The following is a 21,490-nucleotide window of genomic DNA, read 5'->3' on the forward strand; positions in this document are numbered from 1 at the left end:
TTTATCTGGAGAGAGGAGATGACCGGATGAAAAAACATATAAAAAACCCTTCTGACCGTAAAAAGGCAGAAGGGTAGTATCATTCGGCAATATTCATCCCTCTGTCCCAGTCCTATTTTGGATCAAGGCAGAACCACATGTTTATTTTGATTTTTCCACATAGCGGTGCAGTTCCAATCGATACTGCCCATATTCGCCCTTATTATAACAAATAGCAAAACATAATTGCTATACTTTTCTAAAAAAGAAAATCATTTTCCATAAACTAAAACCCTTCGCTTTTGTAAGCAAAGGGCTATATATTGATGTTAATCTATTAAGAAATGAGATTTCGTTTTTCATAAGCAAAGAAGTAAAGAATAACTGCTAAACCTTTCACTTTACTTCAATATCAGCGGAATGAATATGATGTACAACCCCGTCATGATCTTCAAGTATAAGGACACCATCAGCTGTAATTCCTTTTGCAATTCCCGTGATTGTATTTGTCATCGTCCGTGCTGTAATTTCTTTTCCAATACTTACAGCATAACTTTCCCAAAGTAGCTTAATCACTGAAAAACCGCGTTCTAAATATTCTTTATATAGCTTTTCCATCTGCAAGAAAATTTGCTGCATCACTTCAGCTCGTACAATTGCTTTTCCTGATTCAATTGCTAAAGAAGTAGCTATGTGCTGGATATCTTCAGCAAAATGTTCTTGCTTTTGATTCACATTAATGCCAATTCCAATAATAACAGCATTAATTTTATCAGGATCTGCTTGCATTTCTGTTAAAATGCCAACCACTTTCTTCCCATTAATTAAAATATCATTTGGCCATTTTATGCCAACGGAAAGATTTGTGCACTTTTCAATGGCTTGCGCTACGCTAACAGCAGCAAGCAATGTTAATTGCGGAGCTTGATGAATCGGAAGTGCCGGGCGTAAAATAATGCTCATCCAAATCCCTGTCCCTTTTGGCGAGTGCCACTTTCTGCTTAATCGGCCACGACCTGCTGTTTGCTCCTCTGCAACAACAACAGTTCCTTCAGCTGCTCCTTCATAAGCAAGACGAGCTGCAATTTGCTGTGTAGACGTTACCGATTCTTCAAAGTATACCGTTCGGCCTAAAAACTCTGTTTGTAAACCAAGCTGAATTTCATTTGCCGTTACTTTGTCTGGCTTACTTGCAATGCGATAACCTAAGCGTCGTACAGCTTCTAGCTCATATCCTTCTTCTCTAAGGACCTCCATATGTTTCCATACAGCTGTTCTTGAGCACCCAAGCTTCTCGCTAATCGTTTGTCCCGATAGGAATTCGCCATTAGCTTCAGAAAAGATTTGCAATAACTGTTTTCTTATAGCAGATTGCATTTATGCAGCCACTCCTTTATACACTCTTTCTCATTTTTTAATCGGCCGGATACGACTTCTTCTTCAATTTTTTGCAATGCATTTGCAACCCATGGTCCTGCCTGTTCCTTTGACCACGATAACAAATCGTTACCACTGACTTGCAACTCTTGACGATTACAAATTGGTAAATCATCATATACCTTCTCTACACGGCTGGCATTCGAATGTAAATATGTATTCATAATTCCTTCATATACGCGCTCTGCCATAACGGCAACATCTTTCCCGGCTTTATATAATAAAAGTGCATCCCATTCTTGTTTTTCTCGTGCTTTTACATATAATAGAACGGATACAATCTCTTTTATTTTTTTATTCGAGAATTTCCATTGTCGTAAAAAAACAGATGGATGTTCTTCTCTCATGCAATATAAGAAAAACGCCCACGACTCCGTATCGCTTTTGAAAAAGTTCCAATCATACTCTGCTGCTTTTGCAATATACTCCCCGCACATTTGTAAATAAGGTAAATGCTCATATAATTTCGTTTCTACCAATAACTGAAGTGCTTTTGCACAGTGTGTACCAACAAGTAACTTTTCAAATTCAACTGCAATTCTTTCAATTGCGATATGTTCTAGTAAATGTCCATACTCTATAATGGCTTGTTTCGTTCCTTCTTCTAAGGTAAAACCTAGTGTACTAACAAAGCGAATACCACGCATCATTCGAAGAGCATCCTCTTGAAAGCGATCGACTGGTTTTCCAACAGTTGCAATTTCCTTCTTAACAATTGCTTCTTGTCCGCCAAATAAATCAACGATATCTCCCGTTTCTTTCATAGCAATTGCATTCATTGTAAAATCACGGCGTTGCAAATCTTCATCCAATGAACGAACAAATTGCACACTGCTAGGACGCCGAAAATCTTCATAATCACCTTCTGTTCGAAACGTTGTTACTTCATATGGAATATCTTCTTGTAAAACAATAACCGTCCCGTGTTCAATTCCAACAGGAACGTGACGCGGAAATAGACGCATTACATCTTCTGGCAAAGCAGATGTCGCAATATCAATATCTCCAATTGTTCTACCAATGATATAATCGCGCACGCTCCCACCTACAAAATACGCTTCAAAGCCGTTCTCTGTTAACGTCTTAATAATTGAAGCCGCTCGTTTAAATCGTTCCATGTTTGTCATCCCTTAATATGTCATAATAAATTGCTTCATATTGTGAAACTATCTCTTCTGAGCTAAATTGTTCGTTCACTACTTGCATAGAACGCTGCGCCATTTTACGATGTAATGCATCGTCTTGAAGAAGTGATAGTGCTTGCTGTGCGATGCCTTCTGTATCTCCTATTTCACATATGTATCCCGTTTCTCCGTGCTGAATGACTTCAGGGATTCCCCCAGTACGTGTACCAATACAAGGGACACCGCACGCCATCGCTTCCAGTAATACGAGTCCAAAACTTTCTTTTTCAGACAACAACAGCATGAGGTCGCTCATTGCCAGAAGCTCTGCTACATTGTCTTGTTTTCCTAGAAATAAGACTCTGTCCTCAATTCCTAACTGCTTCACAAGCTGAACAATCGTACAAAACTCAGGACCATCACCAACAAGTAATAATTTTGCTTTTACTTGTTTTACAATGAGGGCAAATGATTTCACAACATCATGAACACGCTTTACCTTACGAAAGTTCGAAATATGAATTAAGACTTTTTCGTCTTCTTGTATACCATATTCTTTTCGTAACTGTGACATATCTCGCTGAAAATACACACGCTCATCAATAAAGTTATAAACTGTTTCAATTTCTTTTTGCGTACTTATTAAATCATACGTTTCTTCAATAAGTGAATGTGATACAGCCGTCACAACGTCCGATTGTTCAATTCCAAAACGAATTAAATTATTGAGAGAAGGATCAGATCCTAATATTGTAATGTCTGTTCCATGCAATGTCGTGACAATTTTAATGTTCTCTCCAATCATTTGCTTCGCCAAATATGCACAAATCGCATGTGGAATTGCGTAGTGTACATGCAATATATCTAACTTTTCTCTCTGCGCTACTTCTGCCATTTTACTTGCTAACGCTAAGTCATACGGAGGGTATTGAAAAACAGAATATTGATTCACTGTCACTTCATGAAAATAAATATTCGGATACACTTTATTTAAACGAAACGGCAATCCTGATGTAATAAAATGAATTTCATGTCCGCGCTCCGCTAATAATTTTCCTAATTCCGTCCCAACTACTCCTGAACCGCCAACAGAAGGATAACAAGTAATCCCTATTTTTAATTTCATTTTACTCCCCCTATTAAATCTTCATCTAATAGAATTGGTCTTTTGCTCATAAACCCTTCTGCATACTTCACGCCAACTTCTTTTCCAAACATTTTCTCCCGTGCTACAACTGTCTCTACATATCCTTCCGTCAACGGAGTAATCACACCGTCCGGTCCTTTTGTAAACTGACTTTCATACGCTTCTAGCGCAGCAATCTTATCAGAAATATAAGAACTAATATCGATACAAAAATCCGGTTTATGAAAACCATTAATCATGTAGAAATAGAGTGATTGTACCCGATGCGGCGCAATTTCCGGCATATATTTACGAATTCCTGCTGAAAATATAGCTTCTTCTACAAGTTTTGCACAGTTTGCATGATCCGGATGACGATCTTCATAAAATGGTACGAACACTAGTTGCGGTTTATATGTACGGATGATCTTCACAATCTCTTGAATATACTCTTCCTTCATATAAAGGCCTCGGTCTGGTATCGCTAAGTTCAAACGCTCCTGTACACCAAGTACGCGGGCTGCTTTCAGCGCTTCCTGTTTTCTCAGTTCCACTGTTCCATTAGAAGAAAGATTTGCCTCTGTTAAATCACAAATCCCTACTTCATATCCTTGTTTCGTATATTTTGCAATCGTGCCCGCCATACCGATTTCAACATCATCGGCATGGGCACCGAAAGCCAATATATGTAATCCGCTCATATTATTCCCCTCGTTTTCGTAACTTTCGATAATCTAAATCACCGCGCTCTAATGCATGCATTAAAAGCTCCGCACTCGCCATATTCGTCGCAAGTGGAATAGAATATACATCACATAAACGAAGAAGTGCATTCACATCTGGTTCATGTGGTTGTGATGTCAACGGATCACGGAAGAAGATCACCATGTCTAAGTCATTTTTTGCAATCATTGCACCAATTTCTTGATCTCCACCAAGCGGACCGGATTGATATCTTGTCACAGACATACCTGTCGCCTCCATAATCCGAAGACCTGTCGTTCCAGTTGCAAATAAAATATGTTTTTCTAAAATCGGCTGGTATGCATACGCAAACGAGACCATATCATTTTTCTTTTTATCATGGGCAATTAAGGCAATCTTCATCTTCATTTTCCCCTTTAGTCAATAATATTTTCTAAACCATATACAAGATGATCTAAATTCATCACTGTTTCAATAGAAAGTTTTACTCCTGACATAAACGATGCACGGTTAAAGGAATCGTGACGAATTGTTAGCATTTGTCCATCTCCGCCAAATAGTACTTCTTGATGTGCAATTAATCCTGGTAAACGTACGCTATGAATATGAATACCATCAACATTTGCACCGCGTGCACCTTCTAATTGTTCTGTTTCATCCGGATGCCCTTGTTGTTTTGATTCACGATTTTGACGAATTAAATCCGCCGTTTTCACAGCTGTACCAGACGGAGCATCTAACTTTTGATCGTGATGTAATTCAATGATTTCAACATCTTGAAAATACTTTGCTGCCATTTGTGAAAACTTCATCATTAAAACTGCGCCAACCGCAAAGTTTGGTGCAATGATTGTACCAACTTGTTTTTCTTTTGCCGTTTCTGTTAATTGTTGCAATTCTTCTTCTGTAAAACCTGTTGTTCCGATAACAGAACGAATCCCTCGCTCTACTGCAAGTGTTACATGTTTTTTCCCGATTTCTGGTGTTGTTAAATCTAGTAAAACATCCGCTTCTACTTCATCTAAACAAGTATGTAAATCTGTATAAATTGGAGCATCTATGTTAGGTAATCCAGCAATGTCAGAAATTTTCTTTCCACCATGTTTATAATCAACAGCAGCAACTAAATTGAAATGCGGTGTTCTTTCCATAAGAAGTACCGCCTCTTGCCCCATACGGCCTCTCGGTCCTGCAATAATTACTTTAATTTCTTTCATTATTCTTTCTCTCCCTCATCTTTACGTGTCCAGCGATCTTTATCACGCGTATTAAATTTTTCCATAACTATATTATGAGCTGTTTCTAAATCAATGTTTAAGCTATTTGCCATACAGATCATCACAAATAACACATCGCCAAGCTCTTCTTCAATTGTACGCTCTTTTTCTGTGCTTTTCTTTGGCTTTTCACCATAATAATGATTAATTTCCCTCGCAAGCTCTCCCATTTCTTCTGTCAAACGAGCTAGCATCGCAAGCGGACTAAAGTATCCTTCTTTAAATTGACCAATATATGCATCTACTTCCTTTTGCATATCTTTCATTGTTTTTTGTTCCATGTCATTCACCTCAAATCCTTCAATTATCATGTTAGCCAATTCATAGCGATTTGACAAATGTTATCGCTTATTTATCACGTTTTTGAGGATACAGATTCCCACCTAATCTTAATGAGACAATTTCCTCCTTCTCCGTGTGAAGTTTTCTTGCCAATTTTTCTATATATTACGTATACTATCCATAAGAACAAGCTACGATCATCACTACATACTAGGGGGATTCGCATGAAACTAAACTTAAAAATTCAAAACATTCTTTTCATTCTAGTTGGTTCTGCTATTTTCTCATTTGGCATCGTTAATATTAATATTGAGAATCATCTAGCAGAAGGCGGTTTTACTGGGATTACATTGCTGCTTTACTTTCTATTTTCACTGGATCCTTCCTATACAAACTTACTCTTAAATATACCCATCTTTTTTATTGGTTGGAAAATGCTTGGTCGTACGACATTTTTTTATACATTAATCGGGACATTTAGTGTTTCATTATTTCTTTGGGTTTTCCAGCGTTATGATGCGTTTAATTTACATTTAAACTTACAAAACGATATGACACTTGCCGCTTTGTTTGCTGGTTTATTTATCGGGGTAGGATTAGGGATTATTTTCAAGTATGGCGGCACAACAGGCGGTGTTGATATTATTGCACGATTAGCTCATAAATATATCGGCTGGAGTATGGGAAAAACGATGTTTATGTTTGATGCTGTTGTTATTATCTTATCAATCCTTACATATTTATCATACCGAGAAGGAATGTATACGTTAGTCGCTGTCTTTATCGGGGCAAAAGTCATTGATTTTATGCAAGAAGGTGCCTATGCTGCAAAAGGAGCAACTATTATATCTGAGAAAAATGATGAAATCGCCGCGAAAATTTTATCAGAAATGGACCGCGGCGCAACTTTCTTAAAAGGAATTGGAACATACACAAAAGTGGAACGACACGTTTTATATTGCGTCGTTGCAAAAAATGAAATTGTAAAACTAAAAAGCATTATTACATCTGTTGATCCTCATGCTTTCGTTGCTGTCAGTGATGTGCATGATGTTGTTGGGGAAGGGTTTACATTGGATGAGAATAAAAATCCGTTACATAATTAACTATACGAGTTATTAAAAAACACATAAAAACCTTTCTTTTTTATGGTGGACGAGAGTCTCTGGCCATGCATTGGAGCGGTCAGGACCTTTTTTGTCCTCATGCAATGTTTCAAACAAAGGGAGACAGCGAGCGTATAACTTGTTGTATTTACATAGTAGTGACTTTGATGGCAAAGAGTTAAAATGAATTTATATATACGACATACCTCTCTTTTTTGGGAAGACGAGAGCCTCTGGCCGCGCATAGAAGCGGTCAGGGCTTTTTTTGGCCGCATGCGACGTTTCAAACAAAGCGAGAAAGCAAGTAGCGGGCTTGTTGTATTTGCTTAGCAGCGACTTAGATGCTAAAACATTTAATTAAATATGCTCCCTCAATTTTTCTAAATCTTCATAAATCAACTCCAATAAACTGCGATTATAAAAAATAGAAGCGGGGTGGAATGTCGGAAAAATGGTATAGGCCCTCTCTGTCCAAGTATAGGTTGTGCTATTAGAATTTGCTAGTTGCCGAACAGGTTGAGTAAACAATTGACCGTGCATCTCTGACACCTTTTTGTCTGAACCAACTAAACGTTTAAGGGCAATGTTTCCTAGTGTAACAATAATCGGTGCTTGAATATGCTCAATTTCGTAATCTAAAATGGGAGCGTGAGCAAGTATTTCCTGCTGATTTGGCGTACGGTTGTATTTCCGCTTCACGATTTCTCCGTTCCGTTCTCGTTTCTCGCCCCATTTATACGGTCGACTACGCACTGCACTCGTAATGTATACTTCTTCTCTCGTTACACCAATTCGCTTTAGAAAATCCATAAGTTGCTTACCAGCTCTTCCGCTAAAAGGTATCCCGTTATGAATTTCCGTTTCCCCTGGCGCTTCTCCGACAAGCATCATTTTTGGATGTTGTGACCCTTTTCCATATACAAAACCTTCAACAGGATAGGGAGATATTCGCTCTCTCGCTTGCTCCACTAATTGCTCTGGATACTTCATGTTTTTCACCTCTTGCAAGTTTTACTTTGATTAAAACCCTTTTTTCCACCAATTTAAAATAGACAAATTTCTTCCCCCTATACATTACATATTTATAGTACCATCTCTTGTTATCATCATGAAAACAAAAATACAAAAGAAAAAAGACTATCAAAATCGATAGTCTTTAATCATCATTACGTTGCATGCCTGTATATATTAATACAAGACGAAGCAGTTCAAATACTGCTACGGCAGCTGCTGCGACATACGTAAGAGCTGCTGCATTTAATACTTTACGAGCTTGTCCATATTCATCCGTTGATACAATTCCAAGTGTTTCAATTTGCTTCATTGCCCGTTTTGATGCATCAAATTCAACTGGTAATGTAATAAGTTGGAATAACACACCTGCTGCCATCAGGATAATCCCTAAAAACAATAAGTTTGCCATATGCGCAAACATACCAATCATAATGAAAACCCATGACATATTTGAACCAAAATTTGCAACAGGAACAAGAGAATGACGGAAACGCATAAAGTTATAATCTTTCGCATCTTGAATCGCATGCCCAACTTCATGTGCAGCTACCGCTGTCCCTGCTACAGAATGACCATAATAGTTATCTGTTGATAAACGAACTGTTTTCGATCTTGGATCATAATGGTCAGATAAATGTCCTCGTGTTTCTTCTACCGCTACATTGTACAAACCATTCTCATCTAAAATCTTGCGAGCCACTTCTGCTCCTGTCATACCAGAAGTTGAATACACTTGTGAGTATTTACTATATGCGCTGCGTACTCTAGACTGTGCATACATCGGTATGATCATGATGATAGCAAAGTAAATTAAGTAGAAACCCATCATGAACCTCCCATTCATTTTTGTTATATAGTAATAACCATTCTATTTTCTTCACATAATATTGTCAACAAAGAAACCTTACAACATCGTTTCTATCTTTCACTTCGTTTGAAAAGCAAACCTATCTATTTTTGGAATGCAGCGTACTTTTTTGTTTCTCTTTTTCTCCTTTATATTTTCTCCAGCCAACATACGTTAATGTAAAAATAATAATGCCTCCAGTTACAGTCATAAACCATATGAGTGAAGAATCTACTTCATCCTTTTTCGCTGTACGAAAAATTTTTTTCAAATCATCTTTTATAATTTTCACTTGTGTTTGTCCGCTCTTATTTTTGATCATCATATAACGAAATTCATCTAAATACGACAAATGAGAATTCACACGGTGCAACTCTTCTTCTGGCAAATCAATCATTAAACTCGGATAAATAATGTCAAATTCATGCAAAAATACGTTTAATGCTTGTTGAAAACGATCATGTTCTTCCTTTTGCATTGCATTTTCAATTTTCCCAAATGCACTCATTACATTTTCTTCTCGTTCCATCCAAAGCGGCTGATATTTCGACACTTCTGCATCTAACACAAGACGAAGAGCAAGCACATCATCTATTTTTATTTGTTTCTGAATCCCTTGTCCTTCTAATGATTGCATTGCTTTATCATAAGCAAGAGAGATCACACGAATATGTTCAGGTGCTATTTTCTTTTTTGGATCAGCGTTTAAAAATTGCTGAGAAAAATGCGTTAATAGTTGCGTCGCTTTGTCATACTCTTCTTGTTTTACAAATTGGAGCGAGTCATCTAACAACCCAGTTAACTCATTCCAAGTAGCTGCATATATACGAATAGGAAACAATATAAACATAAACGCTATAATTCCAGCTAATACTTTTTTCATTCTTGTCCCCCCTATACCTTCTAGTACAATATATGAACTAGTGGACAAGAATAGACCTTGAACCAATCCAAATTAAAGCGAACGTTTACTTTTCAGTTGCGGCATTCCGACTCCCTGCATGAACGCCTCTCTTTCTCATAAAAAAACGATATAAACAATAACAACAAGCACTCCCAAACAAAATCAGCAATAAAATGATACAGGCTGCATGCATAAAGAATTGTTCTGGCAACATACGAATAATAGGATCAGTCTCTGGATCAAACAACCAATAATCGTTTTGAAAAAGAAGTTCATGGAAAAATACAAAACTCTTTTCAAAATTGATTGCGATTGGGAGTATGAGTACGATTGGAAAAACAATTGTAAGAATCGCTGCATAGAACAAAAACTTTTCCTTTTGTTTTCGTATTAAATAAACTCCCCCGATAAAAGATATAAAAATACTTATATACATAGCATATTGAATTGCAACAATAATATTTTTCACATCAACAAAATGAACTCTTCCCTTCTCAGACATTTCTAAAGTTGGGAAATGTAATGGTTTATTATAAAAAGGAGAAAGATACGTAATGAGCGCATCATAATTTTGAATAATTGCTTCCTTTGTCATATTTGCCATTTCCGGAATATTTAACACGTCAATCTCTACGTAATAAATTCCTTTCCCATATACAACACACATAACTGCGATTGAAAAAATACTAAAAGCAATACAAAAAGGAACAATACATAATAAGATTCCATTCCAAAATTTCGAATATATGCTATGTGAATTCATTCATCTTCCCCATTCCCTATTTTTTATTTAATCTAGACCTACACTGTCCGAAGTTTCACTTTATAAAGAAAGCGTTAATCTTTTCTCTCTTAGACAAAAATAATATGTAGTAGCCAAAACAACGATACTAAGCCAAAATGTAAAATAACCAATTTGGCGGTCATACATATACATAACACTATATTTTGGCATTTGCCCCCATACATAATCAATTACATCATTATGCAATGTCCAAATAGCTGCAATGATAAAATGCCAATATTTCATTCGATAAAACGGTGCGTATAAAAGTCCTTGTACAGCCATTGCCATATGAAAAACAATGAGTATATATCCTTCTATTCCAATATAGCCGGTTACAATAAGAGTTAATACATTTACGACAACAGCCCAAATCCCGTACTTGACTAACGTTACAACTGCTAACGCTTCCATTAAACCCCAATTTTTTTTTTGTACAAACGCAATTAATACAAAAACAAAAAACAAACTAGCCGTTGGACTATCTGGGACAAACGGCAAAAAAATAGCTGGTGTTTCTATCAATTGATTTCCATACCAAATATACCCATAAACTGTTCCCAAAATATTAATAATGAGCAAAATCCATAGAAAAGAACGTTGTCTTAATAACAAAAATGTATATGCCAAAATAGAAATACCTCAACTTTCCAAAATATACATCACTGTGATGCATGAACCGTAGCATGAATGCATTTGATTACAATCCCACTGCTATTGGCGGGGAATACGTCTACACTGATAAAAGTTTTACTTTATTATAGCAAATTCCCTGCCTAAAATAGAAAAACTGACTACAAAGTTGTAGCCAGCTCTCATTGATCCCGCTATTCGCGGGCAGTAAAACCCCCACTGATGGAGGTTTCACTTTATTTTTTATTGTATTTCTCGATAAATTCCGATAATTTCTTTAACTCTTCATCTGTTCCTTTGAAAACTCCTTTTGGCATTGCACCTTTTCCATCTTTTGCAATTTTTGCAATTTCATCTGGCTTTAATGTCAAGTTTTGCAATGCTGGTGCAGCTGCTCCCCCTTGCAAGTTTTCACCGTGACATGTTAAACATGTATTTTTTTGCATAATTTTATAACCGTCATCATTTTTATCAACCTGTACCGTTTTTACAATTGCACCCTGCTTTTTCGCTGCTTCCCAGTCATGCGTAGCTACAGATTCCCACGTTAGGAAAACGATAGACGCTAACGCTAGCAGCATAAATCCTGTTGCAACTGGACGTTTAAATGGCCCGCGTTCTGGTCCCCGATCAAGAAATGGAGCAAGTAATAATGCGCCAAATGCGATGCCTGGCATAATAAATGCACCAATAACCGTATACGGACCAGATGCATAAGAATACTTTAACAACTGATACAGAAATAAGAAATACCAGTCTGGAAGTGGTATATATCCTGTATCTGTAGGATCTGCAATTCTTTCTAATGGCGATGGATGCGCTACTGTTAAACAAAGATAGCCAATTAAAAAGACGGCACCAACCATCCACTCTTTTAATAAAAAGTTTGGCCAAAATGCTTCTGTTTTCCCTGGATATTCTGAGTAATCTTTCGGAATATTCGGTTTTCTAACAGCAGGTACTCGCGAATCTCCGACAAACTTCATCCCTTTGCCGCGATGCATAGTCTCCCTCCTTTAATTATGTTCTTCCTTTAAATCTAATAATCTTATAGTGGACCAGAAATACCTTGTTTGCGAATCATGATGAAGTGAACTGCCATCAATCCGAGAAGTGCAGCTGGTAAGAAGAATACGTGAATAGCAAAGAAGCGAGTTAATGTTTGGGCACCGACAATTTCGGAGTGGCCGGCAAGCAACGTTTTTACATAAGGTCCAATAAGTGGTGTTTGTTCTGCAATTTGAATCCCTACTTTTGTTGCGAATAATGCCTTCATATCCCATGGTAATAAATACCCTGTAAAACCTAATCCTAACATAACAAAGAAAATAAGAACGCCAACAATCCAGTTTAATTCACGAGGCTTTTTATAAGCACCTTGAAAGAAAACTCGAAGTGTATGTAAAAACATCATCACGATAACGAGACTAGCTCCCCAGTGATGCATACCGCGAACAATTTGTCCATATGCCACTTCATTTTGTAAGTAATAGACAGATTCCCACGCATTTTTTATATCTGGTACGTAATACATCGTCAAAAACATTCCTGATAAAATTTGAATAACAGTTATAAAAAATGTAAGACCTCCAAAACAGTAAACAAAGGCAGAAAAGTGATGCGCTGGGTTCACATGTTCCGGCACTTCATGGTCTGCAATATCGCGCCACAGGGGCGTAATATCAAGCCGCTCATCTACCCAATCATAAATTTTATTTAACATCTACTTTGCACCCCCTTGTGGCTTCGCTTTACCTAAATAAAGCGTTCCATCTTTCACCTTTGACTCATATACATCAAGCGGTGCAAGCGGTGGTGTTCCCTTTATGTTCTTTCCATCTTTCGTATAACGTCCCCCGTGACACGGGCAATAAAATTGATTTGGATGTGCCTTGTCCGAATTCCAGTTTACTGTACATCCTAAATGCTTACAAATGGGAGAGAATGCCACAATGTCTCCGCTTTCATCTTTGTGTACCCATGCTGACTTTGGTTCTTCGGACTTATACCAACCGTCAACTTGTTTCACCTTAAAATCGAAGCGTTTTGGTTCAGTCGTAATATCTTTCACTTGCGCGACCGCAACCATCTCCCCCCCTGCTTCTTTCCTTAGAACTGGGTCAAGCGCAAAACGCGTCATTGGCATTAAAATCCCTGCCGCCATAAATCCTCCTACACCTGTAAGAGTGTAGTTTAAAAACTGTCTTCTTGACACCCTATGTTCTCTCTCACTCACGAAAATTTCCCCCCTCTATCAGAAATTGTCCCCCGTGAAAAATTGAAATAAAAGATAAAGACTAGGACACTATCATGATATAATACCCTACTACATTGGTCAATATCATACTAATGCCAATTATTAAAACCTTCTATTAATTATTTATTTTCCCATTTTTCAGTCAATATTTCCATAATATTTTTTATTTGTGCATAAATTATTTCTCTTTTCGCTTGATCACTAAGCTGATCTAACGGGAGTGCTGGTAAACAAAATAATTGTTCTGCTAGCTCATATTCAAATTCCTTCCAAGAAAAATCACTTGTAATTAGCGCAATATGCCGCAAGCCCTTCTCTTTTAAATAGTTCGTCCAATCACATAAACGTTGGCGCTCACTTACATGTGTTCCTTCTACATACGTAAATGATGGCAATAAAAATACTCTACCTTTATACTCCCTCTCTAGTTCTCTAGTTAAAGTAGAAATAAATTCTCCTTCTACAGCAGCTGTCTTCATCCCCTTTTCAAACGAAACTGAAAGAAGTGGTATAATTCCTGTATCAATATATTCTCTTGTTTTTTCATATTGTTCTACATCTGCTACAGCCCATTTCACTATTAATAGCCCCCTTTTTCCCTTCCTGCTCTTCTAACAAACAATGTGACTTCCCCATGCTACTTGTCTATAAGAACTTAATTGACCCAACTGATTACCAAAAAAGTCCACTTTATTTCTATTAAACCATACAGATACAGGTAAAAAAAGAAAAACCATCTTTAAAAGATGGCTTTTCTTTAAAATAATCTAAAAATTGTCACAATTGATTTTTACAAAGAAATTTATAATCGTTTTAACTCTTCTGTTAACTTGCGGAATGCTTCTTCATCTTGAGTATCAAGTGCTTCATCAATTAATTTTAATAGTCGTTCTTTCCGAAATGAATATACACTTTCCTCTAAAAATCGTTCTGCTAATAAACGATCTTTTTCATTTACTTCGATATTCTTCGGTAAGTATGGATTCTCTTCTAACACTGCAACATAGTTCGCATTTTGAAAAGATGACTTAAAGTTAAGCTGAATATAAATATCTTCATCTCTGTTTAAACGAATATCATGAAAGGATTTTTCCGCGTCTGTCGTCATCACATTTTGTTTATAAAAATGAAACGGTAAATCTTTCACACAATTTGCAGACATCACCAGACCACGCGGACAATATTTCGCATGCTCTACAAAATGCACCTTATCCATTAATTGATCATGACTCATTAAATAATTTAAAATCCAAACACATTCTCGCTGTTTCAGTTGATAATTATTTAAAAACCATTTTACGAAATCTTTCTTTTCGTTCACAGAAACAGGGGTATTCATCGCACTTAATCCCTCCTCTGCCCTTCTCTTTTCTTTTTACATTCAAGAAGCAGCATTCAGTTTCCTTCCAACTTAAGAAAAATCTTCTAAATTATATAATAATTCTTCAATATGAGTTTGTGTTGGATCTAGTTGTAATAAACGTGTAAATACTTCTTTCGCCTCTTTTCGCAACCCTTCTTCTAACAGGAAGTAGCCGTATTCCTCTAAGAAGTCTGGATGATTCTTAAAAGAAGTATATGCACTTTGGTAATGTTTTAATGCATCTGAATACAATTCTAATTGTTTTTTCGCATAAGCAATATCCCAAAGTAATTGCGTATCTGTCTCTCCATTATCAATGGCTTTTTCTACAACATCAATAATCTCTTCATATCTTTCTTCTTCTTTTAAGATGTATGAATACTTTAATGTAGCCCCTAAATGTGAAGGATCGATCTCTAATGCTTTTTTCAGCGCAGCTTCCGCTTCGTATCTTTTTCCTAGTTTCGCTGCAACATTAGCAAACTCTACATAAAACGGTACCGATAATTCATCAATTTTTATTCCATCTTGAAGTGTTTCATAACTTTCTTGAAGCATCCCTTCTTTTTCATAGCATTTCGCCAAATACATGTATAAAGATGCATATTCTGGATCTAACTCTTTTAATTCTTCCCACACACCGATTGCTCTTTGATATTGTTCTCCTTGGTATAGCGTAAACGCAAATCCAAATAAAGAATGTATATCCTTCTGCTCTTCTAAACCTTCCTCATAATAAGAAATTGCTTCAACCCATTGTCCAAGTGCACTTAAATTTTCAGCTAAGCGAAGCGCAACAACAACACCGCCCATTACTTTATGCTCTGGAAGTAATAATTCATAATATGGAATGGCTTTACTATCTTCACCTTTACTGCTATATAATTCTCCAAGTCCAAAAGCAACTACTGGCTCATCCGGCATAATTGCTTTTGCTTTTAGTAATTTTTGTTCTGCTACTTCGTCAAAACCTTGCATTTGATATAAATCAGATGCAAGTAATAGAGACTGAACATATAATTCATCACTTTCTGGAATACCGTGAAGCACTTCAATCGCTTCATCTTCTTTATCTAAATCAATATATAATTCTGCTAAAAATAGCGTGAACTCACTTTCTTCTGGATATAACAAATGTAAATCTTCTGCTATTTCTAACGCTTGATCTACAAACCCTAGCGTGTAGTAATAACGGGCAATATCATACTTTTCTTCATCCGTACTTTGTTTTACTTGTTCCGCTAATAGTTGTAACCCTTTCTCTACTTCTCCGTTTTCAATATATGTAACAGCTTGTTCAAACTTTTGCATAACTCGCTCCTTTATATAAATACTTGTGTAAATTCCATAATAAACAACTACTTCTATGTAATCAACCGTCATGATGAAGAAAAGAACCTTCTCAAAAAGGAAAAGATTCTTTTATCTTTGTAGCATGTGTAACTGTTGAAAGAAATTTGGGTATGACACAGCTACCGCTTCACTATTTTCTATGATAACTTCTCCATCTGCTATGCACGCTGCAATTCCTAACATCATCCCAATACGATGATCCCCATAACTATTTACCGCATTTCCATGTAATTGCATTTTACCACGCACAATCATACCATCTTCGGTCGCTTCAATATTTGCCCCTAATTTTTTCAATTCATTCACAACTGTATCAATACGATTCGTTTCTTTTACTTTTAATTCTTCTGCATCCTTAATTACAGTTGTCCCTTCTGCTTGCGTTGCTAACAATGCTATAATTGGAATTTCATCAATGAGTTTTGGAATCAATGCACCACCAATTTCTATCCCTCTTAACTGTGAGGTTTCAACTGTAATATCACCGCATGGTTCAAACTCTTCATTCCGAATATTATCTATGGATAATGTTGCACCCATTTGTGATAGTACATCAAGAATCCCAGTTCTTGTTGGATTTAATCCTACATTTTTCAGTACAATTTTACTATTAGGTACAATTGCACCTGCCGCTAAGAAAAAGGCAGCAGAAGAAATATCTCCTGGCACCTCAATATTCGTGCTAAAAAGCTCTTGTCCGCCTTGTAATGATACAGTTAATTCATCAATAGTAACATCGCAACCGAATGCACGTAACATACGCTCTGTATGATCACGAGATTGTAGTGGTTCTGTTACAGTCGTGACGCCTTCCCCTTGTAATCCCGCAAGAAGAACGGCTGATTTCACCTGCGCGCTTGCTACAGGAGAAGAATAATGTATACCTTTTATATTCCCACCTCGAATCGACAACGGGGTATACTGTCCATCTTCTCTTCCATCAATTTTAGCACCCATTTGCCGAAGGGGTACTGTAACACGTTTCATCGGACGTTTTCCAATTGAAGCATCTCCAATAACTGTACAATGAAAGGGTACATTTGCGAGTATACCAAGCATTAACCGAATTGTCGTTCCTGAATTTCCAACATCTAATACTTCCGCTGGTTCTACTAATCCTTGTAACCCTTTTCCATATACAGTGACATCAGTACCATTTTGCTCAATCGTAATGCCTAACTTCTGAAAACAAGCAATCGTACTTAAGCAATCTTCACCTTGAAGAAAATTCGTAATCTTCGTTACCCCTTCTGCAATCGCCCCAAACATGACAGCACGATGCGAAATGGACTTATCTCCAGGAATAAATATCGTTCCGTTTAATCCATTCTTAAGCCTTGTTAATCGTTTCACCTCTAACACCTCGTTACTATTCACCTATGTATTCTCTCTTTATTGTACTTCTTTCTATCTTCTTTTCGCAAATAAGATGAAAGAAACGACTCCTATTCATGGAGCCGTTTCTTTTTTTATGAATATGTCTCTTCTTTTCTCACATTTTTTTCTATGAGTTCAGTAAGCACTGCAATAATTTCGTCATTCTCTTCTTTCGTACCAACAGTAATACGAATACCATTTGGTAAACCAAGCGGACCACCAGAACGAACGATGTATCCTTTTTGCAATAATCTTTCAAATACTTCATCACCTGAAAGCCCAAGGTCTAAAAAGATAAAATTCGTCTGTGATGGATAATAAAATACTTGATGCTTCTCACAAAAATCGTAATATTGTTGCAATCCTTCATTATTCACTTTCACACACTCTTGTAAAAAGGCTTGATCTTCAATTGCAGCTTGCGCAACTATCTGTGCAATTGAGGACGTATTAAATGGTAATCTAGCAATTTCTAATGAACGTATTAACTTTTCATTTCCTACTGCATAACCAATGCGGAATGACGCTAATCCGTATGCTTTTGAAAATGTGCGCAATACCATCAAATTTTCATATTTCTCTAGAAGTGGTAATGTTTGCGGATAATCTTTCGCTCCAGCATATTCAAAGTATGCTTCATCCATAATAACAAGTGTTGTTTTCGGAACTGCCTCTAAGAATGAAAGTAATTGTTTTTCTGCTACATACGTTCCGGTCGGATTATTTGGGTTACAAATCCACACAATTCGTGTATGCTCATCAACTTGCGCAAGCATTGCCTCTAAATCATGTATACCTTCTTTTAAAGGGACTTCACGTACTTCCGCTTTTTCAATTATGGCATGATGACGATACTGTGAAAATGTCGGCTTTGCCATAACAACATTTGTTCCTTCTTGTAAAAGAGCACGGCTAACCATTTGAATAACTTCATCCAAACCGCTACCAAATAGAATTTGTTCTTCTTTCACACGAAGATGTGCTGCTAATTTCTCACGAAGAGCATACGCCCCGCCGTCCGGATAGAGCGCATATTGCCCAGCTAACGATGCCAACGCTTCATCTACACGTTGTGAACATCCAAATGGATTTTCATTTGACGCTAGTTTCACAATTTTAGATAGTCCATATTGTCTCTTTACTTCTTCAATATTTCTTCCTGGCACATACGCTTTAAGCGACAATAATTGCTCTTTTACTTTCATTCAAATTCCCCCTGTCATTTTTGTAAATCGGGCCTTAATCGTACCGCTTTCTCTAAATAGACATGTTGAATTTCATGTTGGTGTTTATTTGTCATAACCGTCATCATTACGCGAATACATTTCTCAAGAGCATCTGGCACTTCTATTTCTTGCATGCACATAACCGGTACATATGCCCAGCCTTCCATCTGTCTTAAAGCCGCAGCTGGGAAACACGCATTTATATCTGCTGTTGTTGAAATGAGTACAGATACAATATGATCAGGAGAAACTCTATTATCGCTTGCCATTTTTTTCACTAAACGCTCTGTTGCAGTCAATATTTGTTCAGTCTCATTATAACTGACTGTGGTTGCGCCGCGAATCGCGCGAATCAAATAGACTCCCCCTCTCTTTGAAATGACTCTAAAGCTGTGCGGACGGTTTCATCTGAAATAGATACGACATCCACTACCCCAATCTCCTGCATAACAACCATACGAATTGTTCCACCGTTCGCTTTTTTATCTTGTTTCATTACTTGAATAAGACGGTTCACATCAAGTCTATTCGACATACTTGGATAGCCATATGCCGTAAACCAACGTTTGATTTCCTTATATTGAAGGTCTTTTTCATAGATTTGTTCACTTAAAAAGATTGCAAATAACATGCCAATTGCAACGCCGTCACCATGTGTTATGCTTCCATATCCCATCTCTTTTTCAAGTGCATGCCCAAGTGTATGCCCAAAATTCAAGTGAGCACGAATACCTTTTTCAGTTTCATCCTCTGCAACAATTTTTGCCTTTACTGGAATCGCTCGTTGCAATGTATAAATTAATTTATCATCTCTTAAATCAGTCAGCTGTTTCACTTCTTTACGAAGCCAATGATAGAATTCTACATCTCCAATAAGCGAATGTTTAATGACTTCCGCAAAACCAGAGCGCCACTCTTCTTCTGAAAGCGAATTTAAAAATGGAGTATGATAAATCACCGCTTCTGGTTGATGAAATGCGCCAATCATATTTTTCCCAAGCGGATGATTAATGGCCACTTTCCCTCCAACGGCACTATCATGCGCAAGTAATGTAGTTGGTATTTGGACAAATCGAATCCCTCTCATGAACGTCGCTGCAACAAATCCCGCTAAATCTCCAATCATTCCGCCGCCAAGCGCAAGAATGAGCGAATGACGATCCATACCATTTTCAAGCGCAAACGTTTGAGCCGCATAATAGTTTTCAAACGATTTTTCTTTCTCGCCACTTGGAACTACTAACGAAAATACTTCTTGTTTTACATGCAAAGTATTGATTACTTCGTCTAAATGAAATGATGCTACCGTTTCATCAGAAATCAGTAAAATATTTGAAACAGCTGGCTTCATATTTTCTATAAGCGTTGCTATTTGTGATAGTGCATTATTTCCGACATACACATCGTATTGTTTAGAACTTGTTTGAATCTGTATTGTCTCCATTAAAACTCCCTCGTATATTCGTTATGTTTCTTAATATTTTCACGAATTAAATCGATGCGATCCGTTCCAAATTGTTCAATGACAGCTGCGGCAAGCTCCCAAGCTACAACAGCTTCTGCTACAATACTTGCTGCTGGCACTGCACAACTATCAGAACGCTCAATACTCGCTTGAAACACTTCTTTCGTATCAATATCTATACTTTGCAGCGGTTTATATAGAGTTGGAATTGGTTTCATAACCCCGCGAACAATAACTGGCATCCCAGTCGTCATACCGCCTTCTAATCCACCGGCGTTATTTGTACGTCTTGTATACCCATGATCCTTGTCCCATAAAATCTCGTCATGAACAAGGCTTCCAGGTTTATGAGCTGCTTCAAAGCCAATTCCAATCTCTACACCTTTAAACGCATTAATACTCATGATCGCCGCTGCAAGTTTTGCATCCAATTTACGATCGTAATGTACATAACTTCCAACACCAATCGGCATCCCTTCGACAACAACTTCAACGATTCCTCCGATAGAATCTCCGTTTGTTTTCGCATTATCGATTGCCTGCATCATTTTCTTTCCTGCATCTTCATCTAAACATCGAACAGGAGATGCCTCTGTAATCATTTGTAGCTCTTCAATAGAGGAATACGATTGCTTTTCTGCTTTAACTCCCCCAATTTCAATAACATGCCCCGTTACTTTTATCCCCAATTCTTCTAAAATACGCTTTGCAACAGCTCCAGCAGCAACACGAACCGTTGTTTCCCTAGCAGAAGAACGTTCTAATACATTTCGCATATCACGATGGCCATATTTAATTGCTCCGTTTAAATCTGCATGTCCTGGACGAGGTCGTGTAATTTGCCGTTTTACTTCTTTTGATTCTTCATCTGTTAATGGCTCTGCCCCCATAATTTTTGTCCAATGTGTAAAATCACGATTTTCGACAACAAGTGTAATTGGTGCACCAATTGTATATCCATGACGAACACCGCTTAAAATTTGAACTTGATCTTTTTCGATTTGCATGCGGCGTCCACGGCCGTAGCCTTTTTGTCTTCTTTCTAACTCCGTATTAATATCATCTGCAACTAAAGATAAACCTGCCGGAATCCCCTCTAATATTGTCGTTAGTTGCGGTCCGTGAGATTCACCAGCTGTTATATATCTCATCGGTTACTCCCCTTTACTTCAGTATTTATGTAACACTATATCATAACCTTTATTGTTTCGTAACTAAATAAGCACAAATT

24 protein-coding genes are annotated in these 21,490 nt (G+C 37.2%); 1 reads left to right on the forward strand and 23 read right to left on the reverse strand.

What is annotated here, in order from left to right:
• Window positions 1-375: 375 nt before the first annotated feature.
• Genes Q9306_RS07670 through Q9306_RS07700 form a run of 7 tightly spaced genes read right to left on the reverse strand, consistent with a single transcriptional unit; the run spans window position 376 to window position 5,929 of the window.
• Entirely contained in the window at window positions 376-1,356 is a 981-nt protein-coding gene (locus Q9306_RS07670; protein WP_306196935.1) for a biotin--[acetyl-CoA-carboxylase] ligase, read from the reverse strand.
• Window positions 1,341-2,534 carry a CCA tRNA nucleotidyltransferase gene (locus Q9306_RS07675; protein ID WP_306196938.1) on the reverse strand — a complete coding sequence of 398 codons (1,194 nt, stop codon included), beginning with the start codon at window positions 2,532-2,534 and terminating at the stop codon, window positions 1,341-1,343. The genes Q9306_RS07670 and Q9306_RS07675 overlap by 16 nt, the downstream gene beginning before the upstream one ends.
• Window positions 2,521-3,666 (reverse strand): N-acetyl-alpha-D-glucosaminyl L-malate synthase BshA, encoded by a 1,146-nt coding sequence (gene bshA, locus Q9306_RS07680; protein WP_306196940.1) that lies wholly within the window; start codon window positions 3,664-3,666, stop codon window positions 2,521-2,523. The genes Q9306_RS07675 and bshA overlap by 14 nt, the downstream gene beginning before the upstream one ends.
• Window positions 3,663-4,367 (reverse strand): bacillithiol biosynthesis deacetylase BshB1, encoded by a 705-nt coding sequence (gene bshB1 / locus Q9306_RS07685; RefSeq protein WP_306196942.1) that lies wholly within the window; start codon window positions 4,365-4,367, stop codon window positions 3,663-3,665. The genes bshA and bshB1 overlap by 4 nt, the downstream gene beginning before the upstream one ends.
• Before the next feature lies 1 nt (window position 4,368).
• Window positions 4,369-4,773: a methylglyoxal synthase gene (mgsA, locus tag Q9306_RS07690; RefSeq protein ID WP_306196944.1), complete on the reverse strand. Its 405-nt coding sequence runs from the start codon at window positions 4,771-4,773 to the stop codon at window positions 4,369-4,371.
• A 14-nt stretch (window positions 4,774-4,787) separates the two neighbouring features.
• Window positions 4,788-5,588, reverse strand: a complete 801-nt coding sequence (dapB, locus tag Q9306_RS07695) for a 4-hydroxy-tetrahydrodipicolinate reductase (RefSeq protein WP_098915266.1) — start codon at window positions 5,586-5,588, stop codon at window positions 4,788-4,790.
• Window positions 5,588-5,929 (reverse strand): nucleotide pyrophosphohydrolase, encoded by a 342-nt coding sequence (locus Q9306_RS07700; RefSeq protein WP_098915267.1) that lies wholly within the window; start codon window positions 5,927-5,929, stop codon window positions 5,588-5,590. Before Q9306_RS07700 ends, dapB begins: the two co-directional genes overlap by 1 nt.
• A gap of 225 nt (window positions 5,930-6,154) precedes the next feature.
• Here Q9306_RS07700 and Q9306_RS07705 point away from each other — a divergent pair, with 225 nt between their 5' ends.
• On the forward strand, window positions 6,155-7,036 hold the full coding sequence (locus Q9306_RS07705; protein ID WP_306196946.1) for a YitT family protein: 882 nt from the start codon (window positions 6,155-6,157) through the stop codon (window positions 7,034-7,036).
• A 357-nt stretch (window positions 7,037-7,393) separates the two neighbouring features.
• Here the strand turns inward: Q9306_RS07705 and Q9306_RS07710 are convergent, their stop codons facing one another.
• The 16 genes from Q9306_RS07710 to aroC form a co-directional block, all read right to left on the reverse strand.
• Window positions 7,394-8,035 carry a uracil-DNA glycosylase gene (locus tag Q9306_RS07710; protein WP_306196947.1) on the reverse strand — a complete coding sequence of 214 codons (642 nt, stop codon included), beginning with the start codon at window positions 8,033-8,035 and terminating at the stop codon, window positions 7,394-7,396.
• Between the two features lie 157 nt (window positions 8,036-8,192).
• Entirely contained in the window at window positions 8,193-8,876 is a 684-nt protein-coding gene (locus Q9306_RS07715) for a zinc metallopeptidase (RefSeq protein WP_306196949.1), read from the reverse strand.
• A 121-nt stretch (window positions 8,877-8,997) separates the two neighbouring features.
• Window positions 8,998-9,780: a sporulation protein YpjB gene (gene ypjB / locus Q9306_RS07720; protein ID WP_306196950.1), complete on the reverse strand. Its 783-nt coding sequence runs from the start codon at window positions 9,778-9,780 to the stop codon at window positions 8,998-9,000.
• 85 nt (window positions 9,781-9,865) lie between these two features.
• Window positions 9,866-10,564 (reverse strand): lipoprotein intramolecular transacylase Lit, encoded by a 699-nt coding sequence (gene lit, locus Q9306_RS07725; protein ID WP_306196952.1) that lies wholly within the window; start codon window positions 10,562-10,564, stop codon window positions 9,866-9,868.
• 60 nt (window positions 10,565-10,624) lie between these two features.
• Window positions 10,625-11,215: a lipoprotein heptaprenylglyceryl N-acetyltransferase LhaT gene (gene lhaT, locus Q9306_RS07730; protein WP_306196954.1), complete on the reverse strand. Its 591-nt coding sequence runs from the start codon at window positions 11,213-11,215 to the stop codon at window positions 10,625-10,627.
• Window positions 11,216-11,454: 239 nt separating this feature from the next.
• Window positions 11,455-12,222, reverse strand: a complete 768-nt coding sequence (locus tag Q9306_RS07735; RefSeq protein ID WP_306196956.1) for a menaquinol-cytochrome c reductase cytochrome b/c subunit — start codon at window positions 12,220-12,222, stop codon at window positions 11,455-11,457.
• 44 nt (window positions 12,223-12,266) lie between these two features.
• Window positions 12,267-12,941 carry a menaquinol-cytochrome c reductase cytochrome b subunit gene (qcrB, locus tag Q9306_RS07740; protein WP_272189508.1) on the reverse strand — a complete coding sequence of 225 codons (675 nt, stop codon included), beginning with the start codon at window positions 12,939-12,941 and terminating at the stop codon, window positions 12,267-12,269.
• Window positions 12,942-13,454 (reverse strand): menaquinol-cytochrome c reductase iron-sulfur subunit, encoded by a 513-nt coding sequence (gene qcrA, locus Q9306_RS07745; RefSeq protein ID WP_306196959.1) that lies wholly within the window; start codon window positions 13,452-13,454, stop codon window positions 12,942-12,944.
• 140 nt (window positions 13,455-13,594) lie between these two features.
• Window positions 13,595-14,053 carry a YpiF family protein gene (locus tag Q9306_RS07750; protein WP_306196961.1) on the reverse strand — a complete coding sequence of 153 codons (459 nt, stop codon included), beginning with the start codon at window positions 14,051-14,053 and terminating at the stop codon, window positions 13,595-13,597.
• Between the two features lie 224 nt (window positions 14,054-14,277).
• Window positions 14,278-14,814, reverse strand: coding sequence for a ReoY family proteolytic degradation factor (locus tag Q9306_RS07755; protein WP_098915277.1), 537 nt, complete (start codon window positions 14,812-14,814; stop codon window positions 14,278-14,280).
• A gap of 72 nt (window positions 14,815-14,886) precedes the next feature.
• Window positions 14,887-16,149, reverse strand: a complete 1,263-nt coding sequence (locus tag Q9306_RS07760) for a tetratricopeptide repeat protein (protein WP_306196964.1) — start codon at window positions 16,147-16,149, stop codon at window positions 14,887-14,889.
• 111 nt (window positions 16,150-16,260) lie between these two features.
• Window positions 16,261-17,568, reverse strand: coding sequence for a 3-phosphoshikimate 1-carboxyvinyltransferase (gene aroA, locus Q9306_RS07765; RefSeq protein WP_306196966.1), 1,308 nt, complete (start codon window positions 17,566-17,568; stop codon window positions 16,261-16,263).
• A 92-nt stretch (window positions 17,569-17,660) separates the two neighbouring features.
• On the reverse strand, window positions 17,661-18,773 hold the full coding sequence (hisC, locus tag Q9306_RS07770) for a histidinol-phosphate transaminase (protein ID WP_306196968.1): 1,113 nt from the start codon (window positions 18,771-18,773) through the stop codon (window positions 17,661-17,663).
• 14 nt (window positions 18,774-18,787) lie between these two features.
• Window positions 18,788-19,150 (reverse strand): chorismate mutase, encoded by a 363-nt coding sequence (gene aroH / locus Q9306_RS07775; protein WP_306196970.1) that lies wholly within the window; start codon window positions 19,148-19,150, stop codon window positions 18,788-18,790.
• The gene (gene aroB / locus Q9306_RS07780; protein WP_306196972.1) at window positions 19,147-20,238 is read right to left on the reverse strand and encodes a 3-dehydroquinate synthase; all 1,092 of its coding nucleotides are present in this window, start codon (window positions 20,236-20,238) and stop codon (window positions 19,147-19,149) included. The genes aroH and aroB overlap by 4 nt, the downstream gene beginning before the upstream one ends.
• Window positions 20,238-21,410: a chorismate synthase gene (aroC, locus tag Q9306_RS07785; RefSeq protein ID WP_306196974.1), complete on the reverse strand. Its 1,173-nt coding sequence runs from the start codon at window positions 21,408-21,410 to the stop codon at window positions 20,238-20,240. The genes aroB and aroC overlap by 1 nt, the downstream gene beginning before the upstream one ends.
• Between the last annotated feature and the right edge of the window lie 80 nt (window positions 21,411-21,490).

Origin of the sequence: Bacillus multifaciens (assembly GCF_030756675.1) — a bacterium.
In the GTDB taxonomy this organism is placed as follows: Bacteria; Bacillota; Bacilli; order Bacillales; family Bacillaceae_G; genus Bacillus_A; species Bacillus_A multifaciens.

What these genes read in the sequence shown, in the direction of transcription:
- Q9306_RS07670 (WP_306196935.1), bottom strand. Translation starts at nt 1,356, where the DNA reads ATGCAATCTGCTATAAGAAAACAGTTATTGCAAATCTTTTCTGAAGCT.
- Q9306_RS07675 (WP_306196938.1), bottom strand. Translation starts at nt 2,534, where the DNA reads ATGGAACGATTTAAACGAGCGGCTTCAATTATTAAGACGTTAACAGAG.
- bshA (WP_306196940.1), bottom strand. Translation starts at nt 3,666, where the DNA reads ATGAAATTAAAAATAGGGATTACTTGTTATCCTTCTGTTGGCGGTTCA.
- bshB1 (WP_306196942.1), bottom strand. Translation starts at nt 4,367, where the DNA reads ATGAGCGGATTACATATATTGGCTTTCGGTGCCCATGCCGATGATGTT.
- mgsA (WP_306196944.1), bottom strand. Translation starts at nt 4,773, where the DNA reads ATGAAGATTGCCTTAATTGCCCATGATAAAAAGAAAAATGATATGGTC.
- dapB (WP_098915266.1), bottom strand. Translation starts at nt 5,588, where the DNA reads ATGAAAGAAATTAAAGTAATTATTGCAGGACCGAGAGGCCGTATGGGG.
- Q9306_RS07700 (WP_098915267.1), bottom strand. Translation starts at nt 5,929, where the DNA reads ATGGAACAAAAAACAATGAAAGATATGCAAAAGGAAGTAGATGCATAT.
- Q9306_RS07705 (WP_306196946.1), top strand. Translation starts at nt 6,155, where the DNA reads ATGAAACTAAACTTAAAAATTCAAAACATTCTTTTCATTCTAGTTGGT.
- Q9306_RS07715 (WP_306196949.1), bottom strand. Translation starts at nt 8,876, where the DNA reads ATGGGTTTCTACTTAATTTACTTTGCTATCATCATGATCATACCGATG.
- ypjB (WP_306196950.1), bottom strand. Translation starts at nt 9,780, where the DNA reads ATGAAAAAAGTATTAGCTGGAATTATAGCGTTTATGTTTATATTGTTT.
- lit (WP_306196952.1), bottom strand. Translation starts at nt 10,564, where the DNA reads ATGAATTCACATAGCATATATTCGAAATTTTGGAATGGAATCTTATTA.
- Q9306_RS07735 (WP_306196956.1), bottom strand. Translation starts at nt 12,222, where the DNA reads ATGCATCGCGGCAAAGGGATGAAGTTTGTCGGAGATTCGCGAGTACCT.
- qcrB (WP_272189508.1), bottom strand. Translation starts at nt 12,941, where the DNA reads ATGTTAAATAAAATTTATGATTGGGTAGATGAGCGGCTTGATATTACG.
- Q9306_RS07755 (WP_098915277.1), bottom strand. Translation starts at nt 14,814, where the DNA reads ATGAATACCCCTGTTTCTGTGAACGAAAAGAAAGATTTCGTAAAATGG.
- Q9306_RS07760 (WP_306196964.1), bottom strand. Translation starts at nt 16,149, where the DNA reads ATGCAAAAGTTTGAACAAGCTGTTACATATATTGAAAACGGAGAAGTA.
- hisC (WP_306196968.1), bottom strand. Translation starts at nt 18,773, where the DNA reads ATGAAAGTAAAAGAGCAATTATTGTCGCTTAAAGCGTATGTGCCAGGA.
- aroB (WP_306196972.1), bottom strand. Translation starts at nt 20,238, where the DNA reads ATGGAGACAATACAGATTCAAACAAGTTCTAAACAATACGATGTGTAT.
- aroC (WP_306196974.1), bottom strand. Translation starts at nt 21,410, where the DNA reads ATGAGATATATAACAGCTGGTGAATCTCACGGACCGCAACTAACGACA.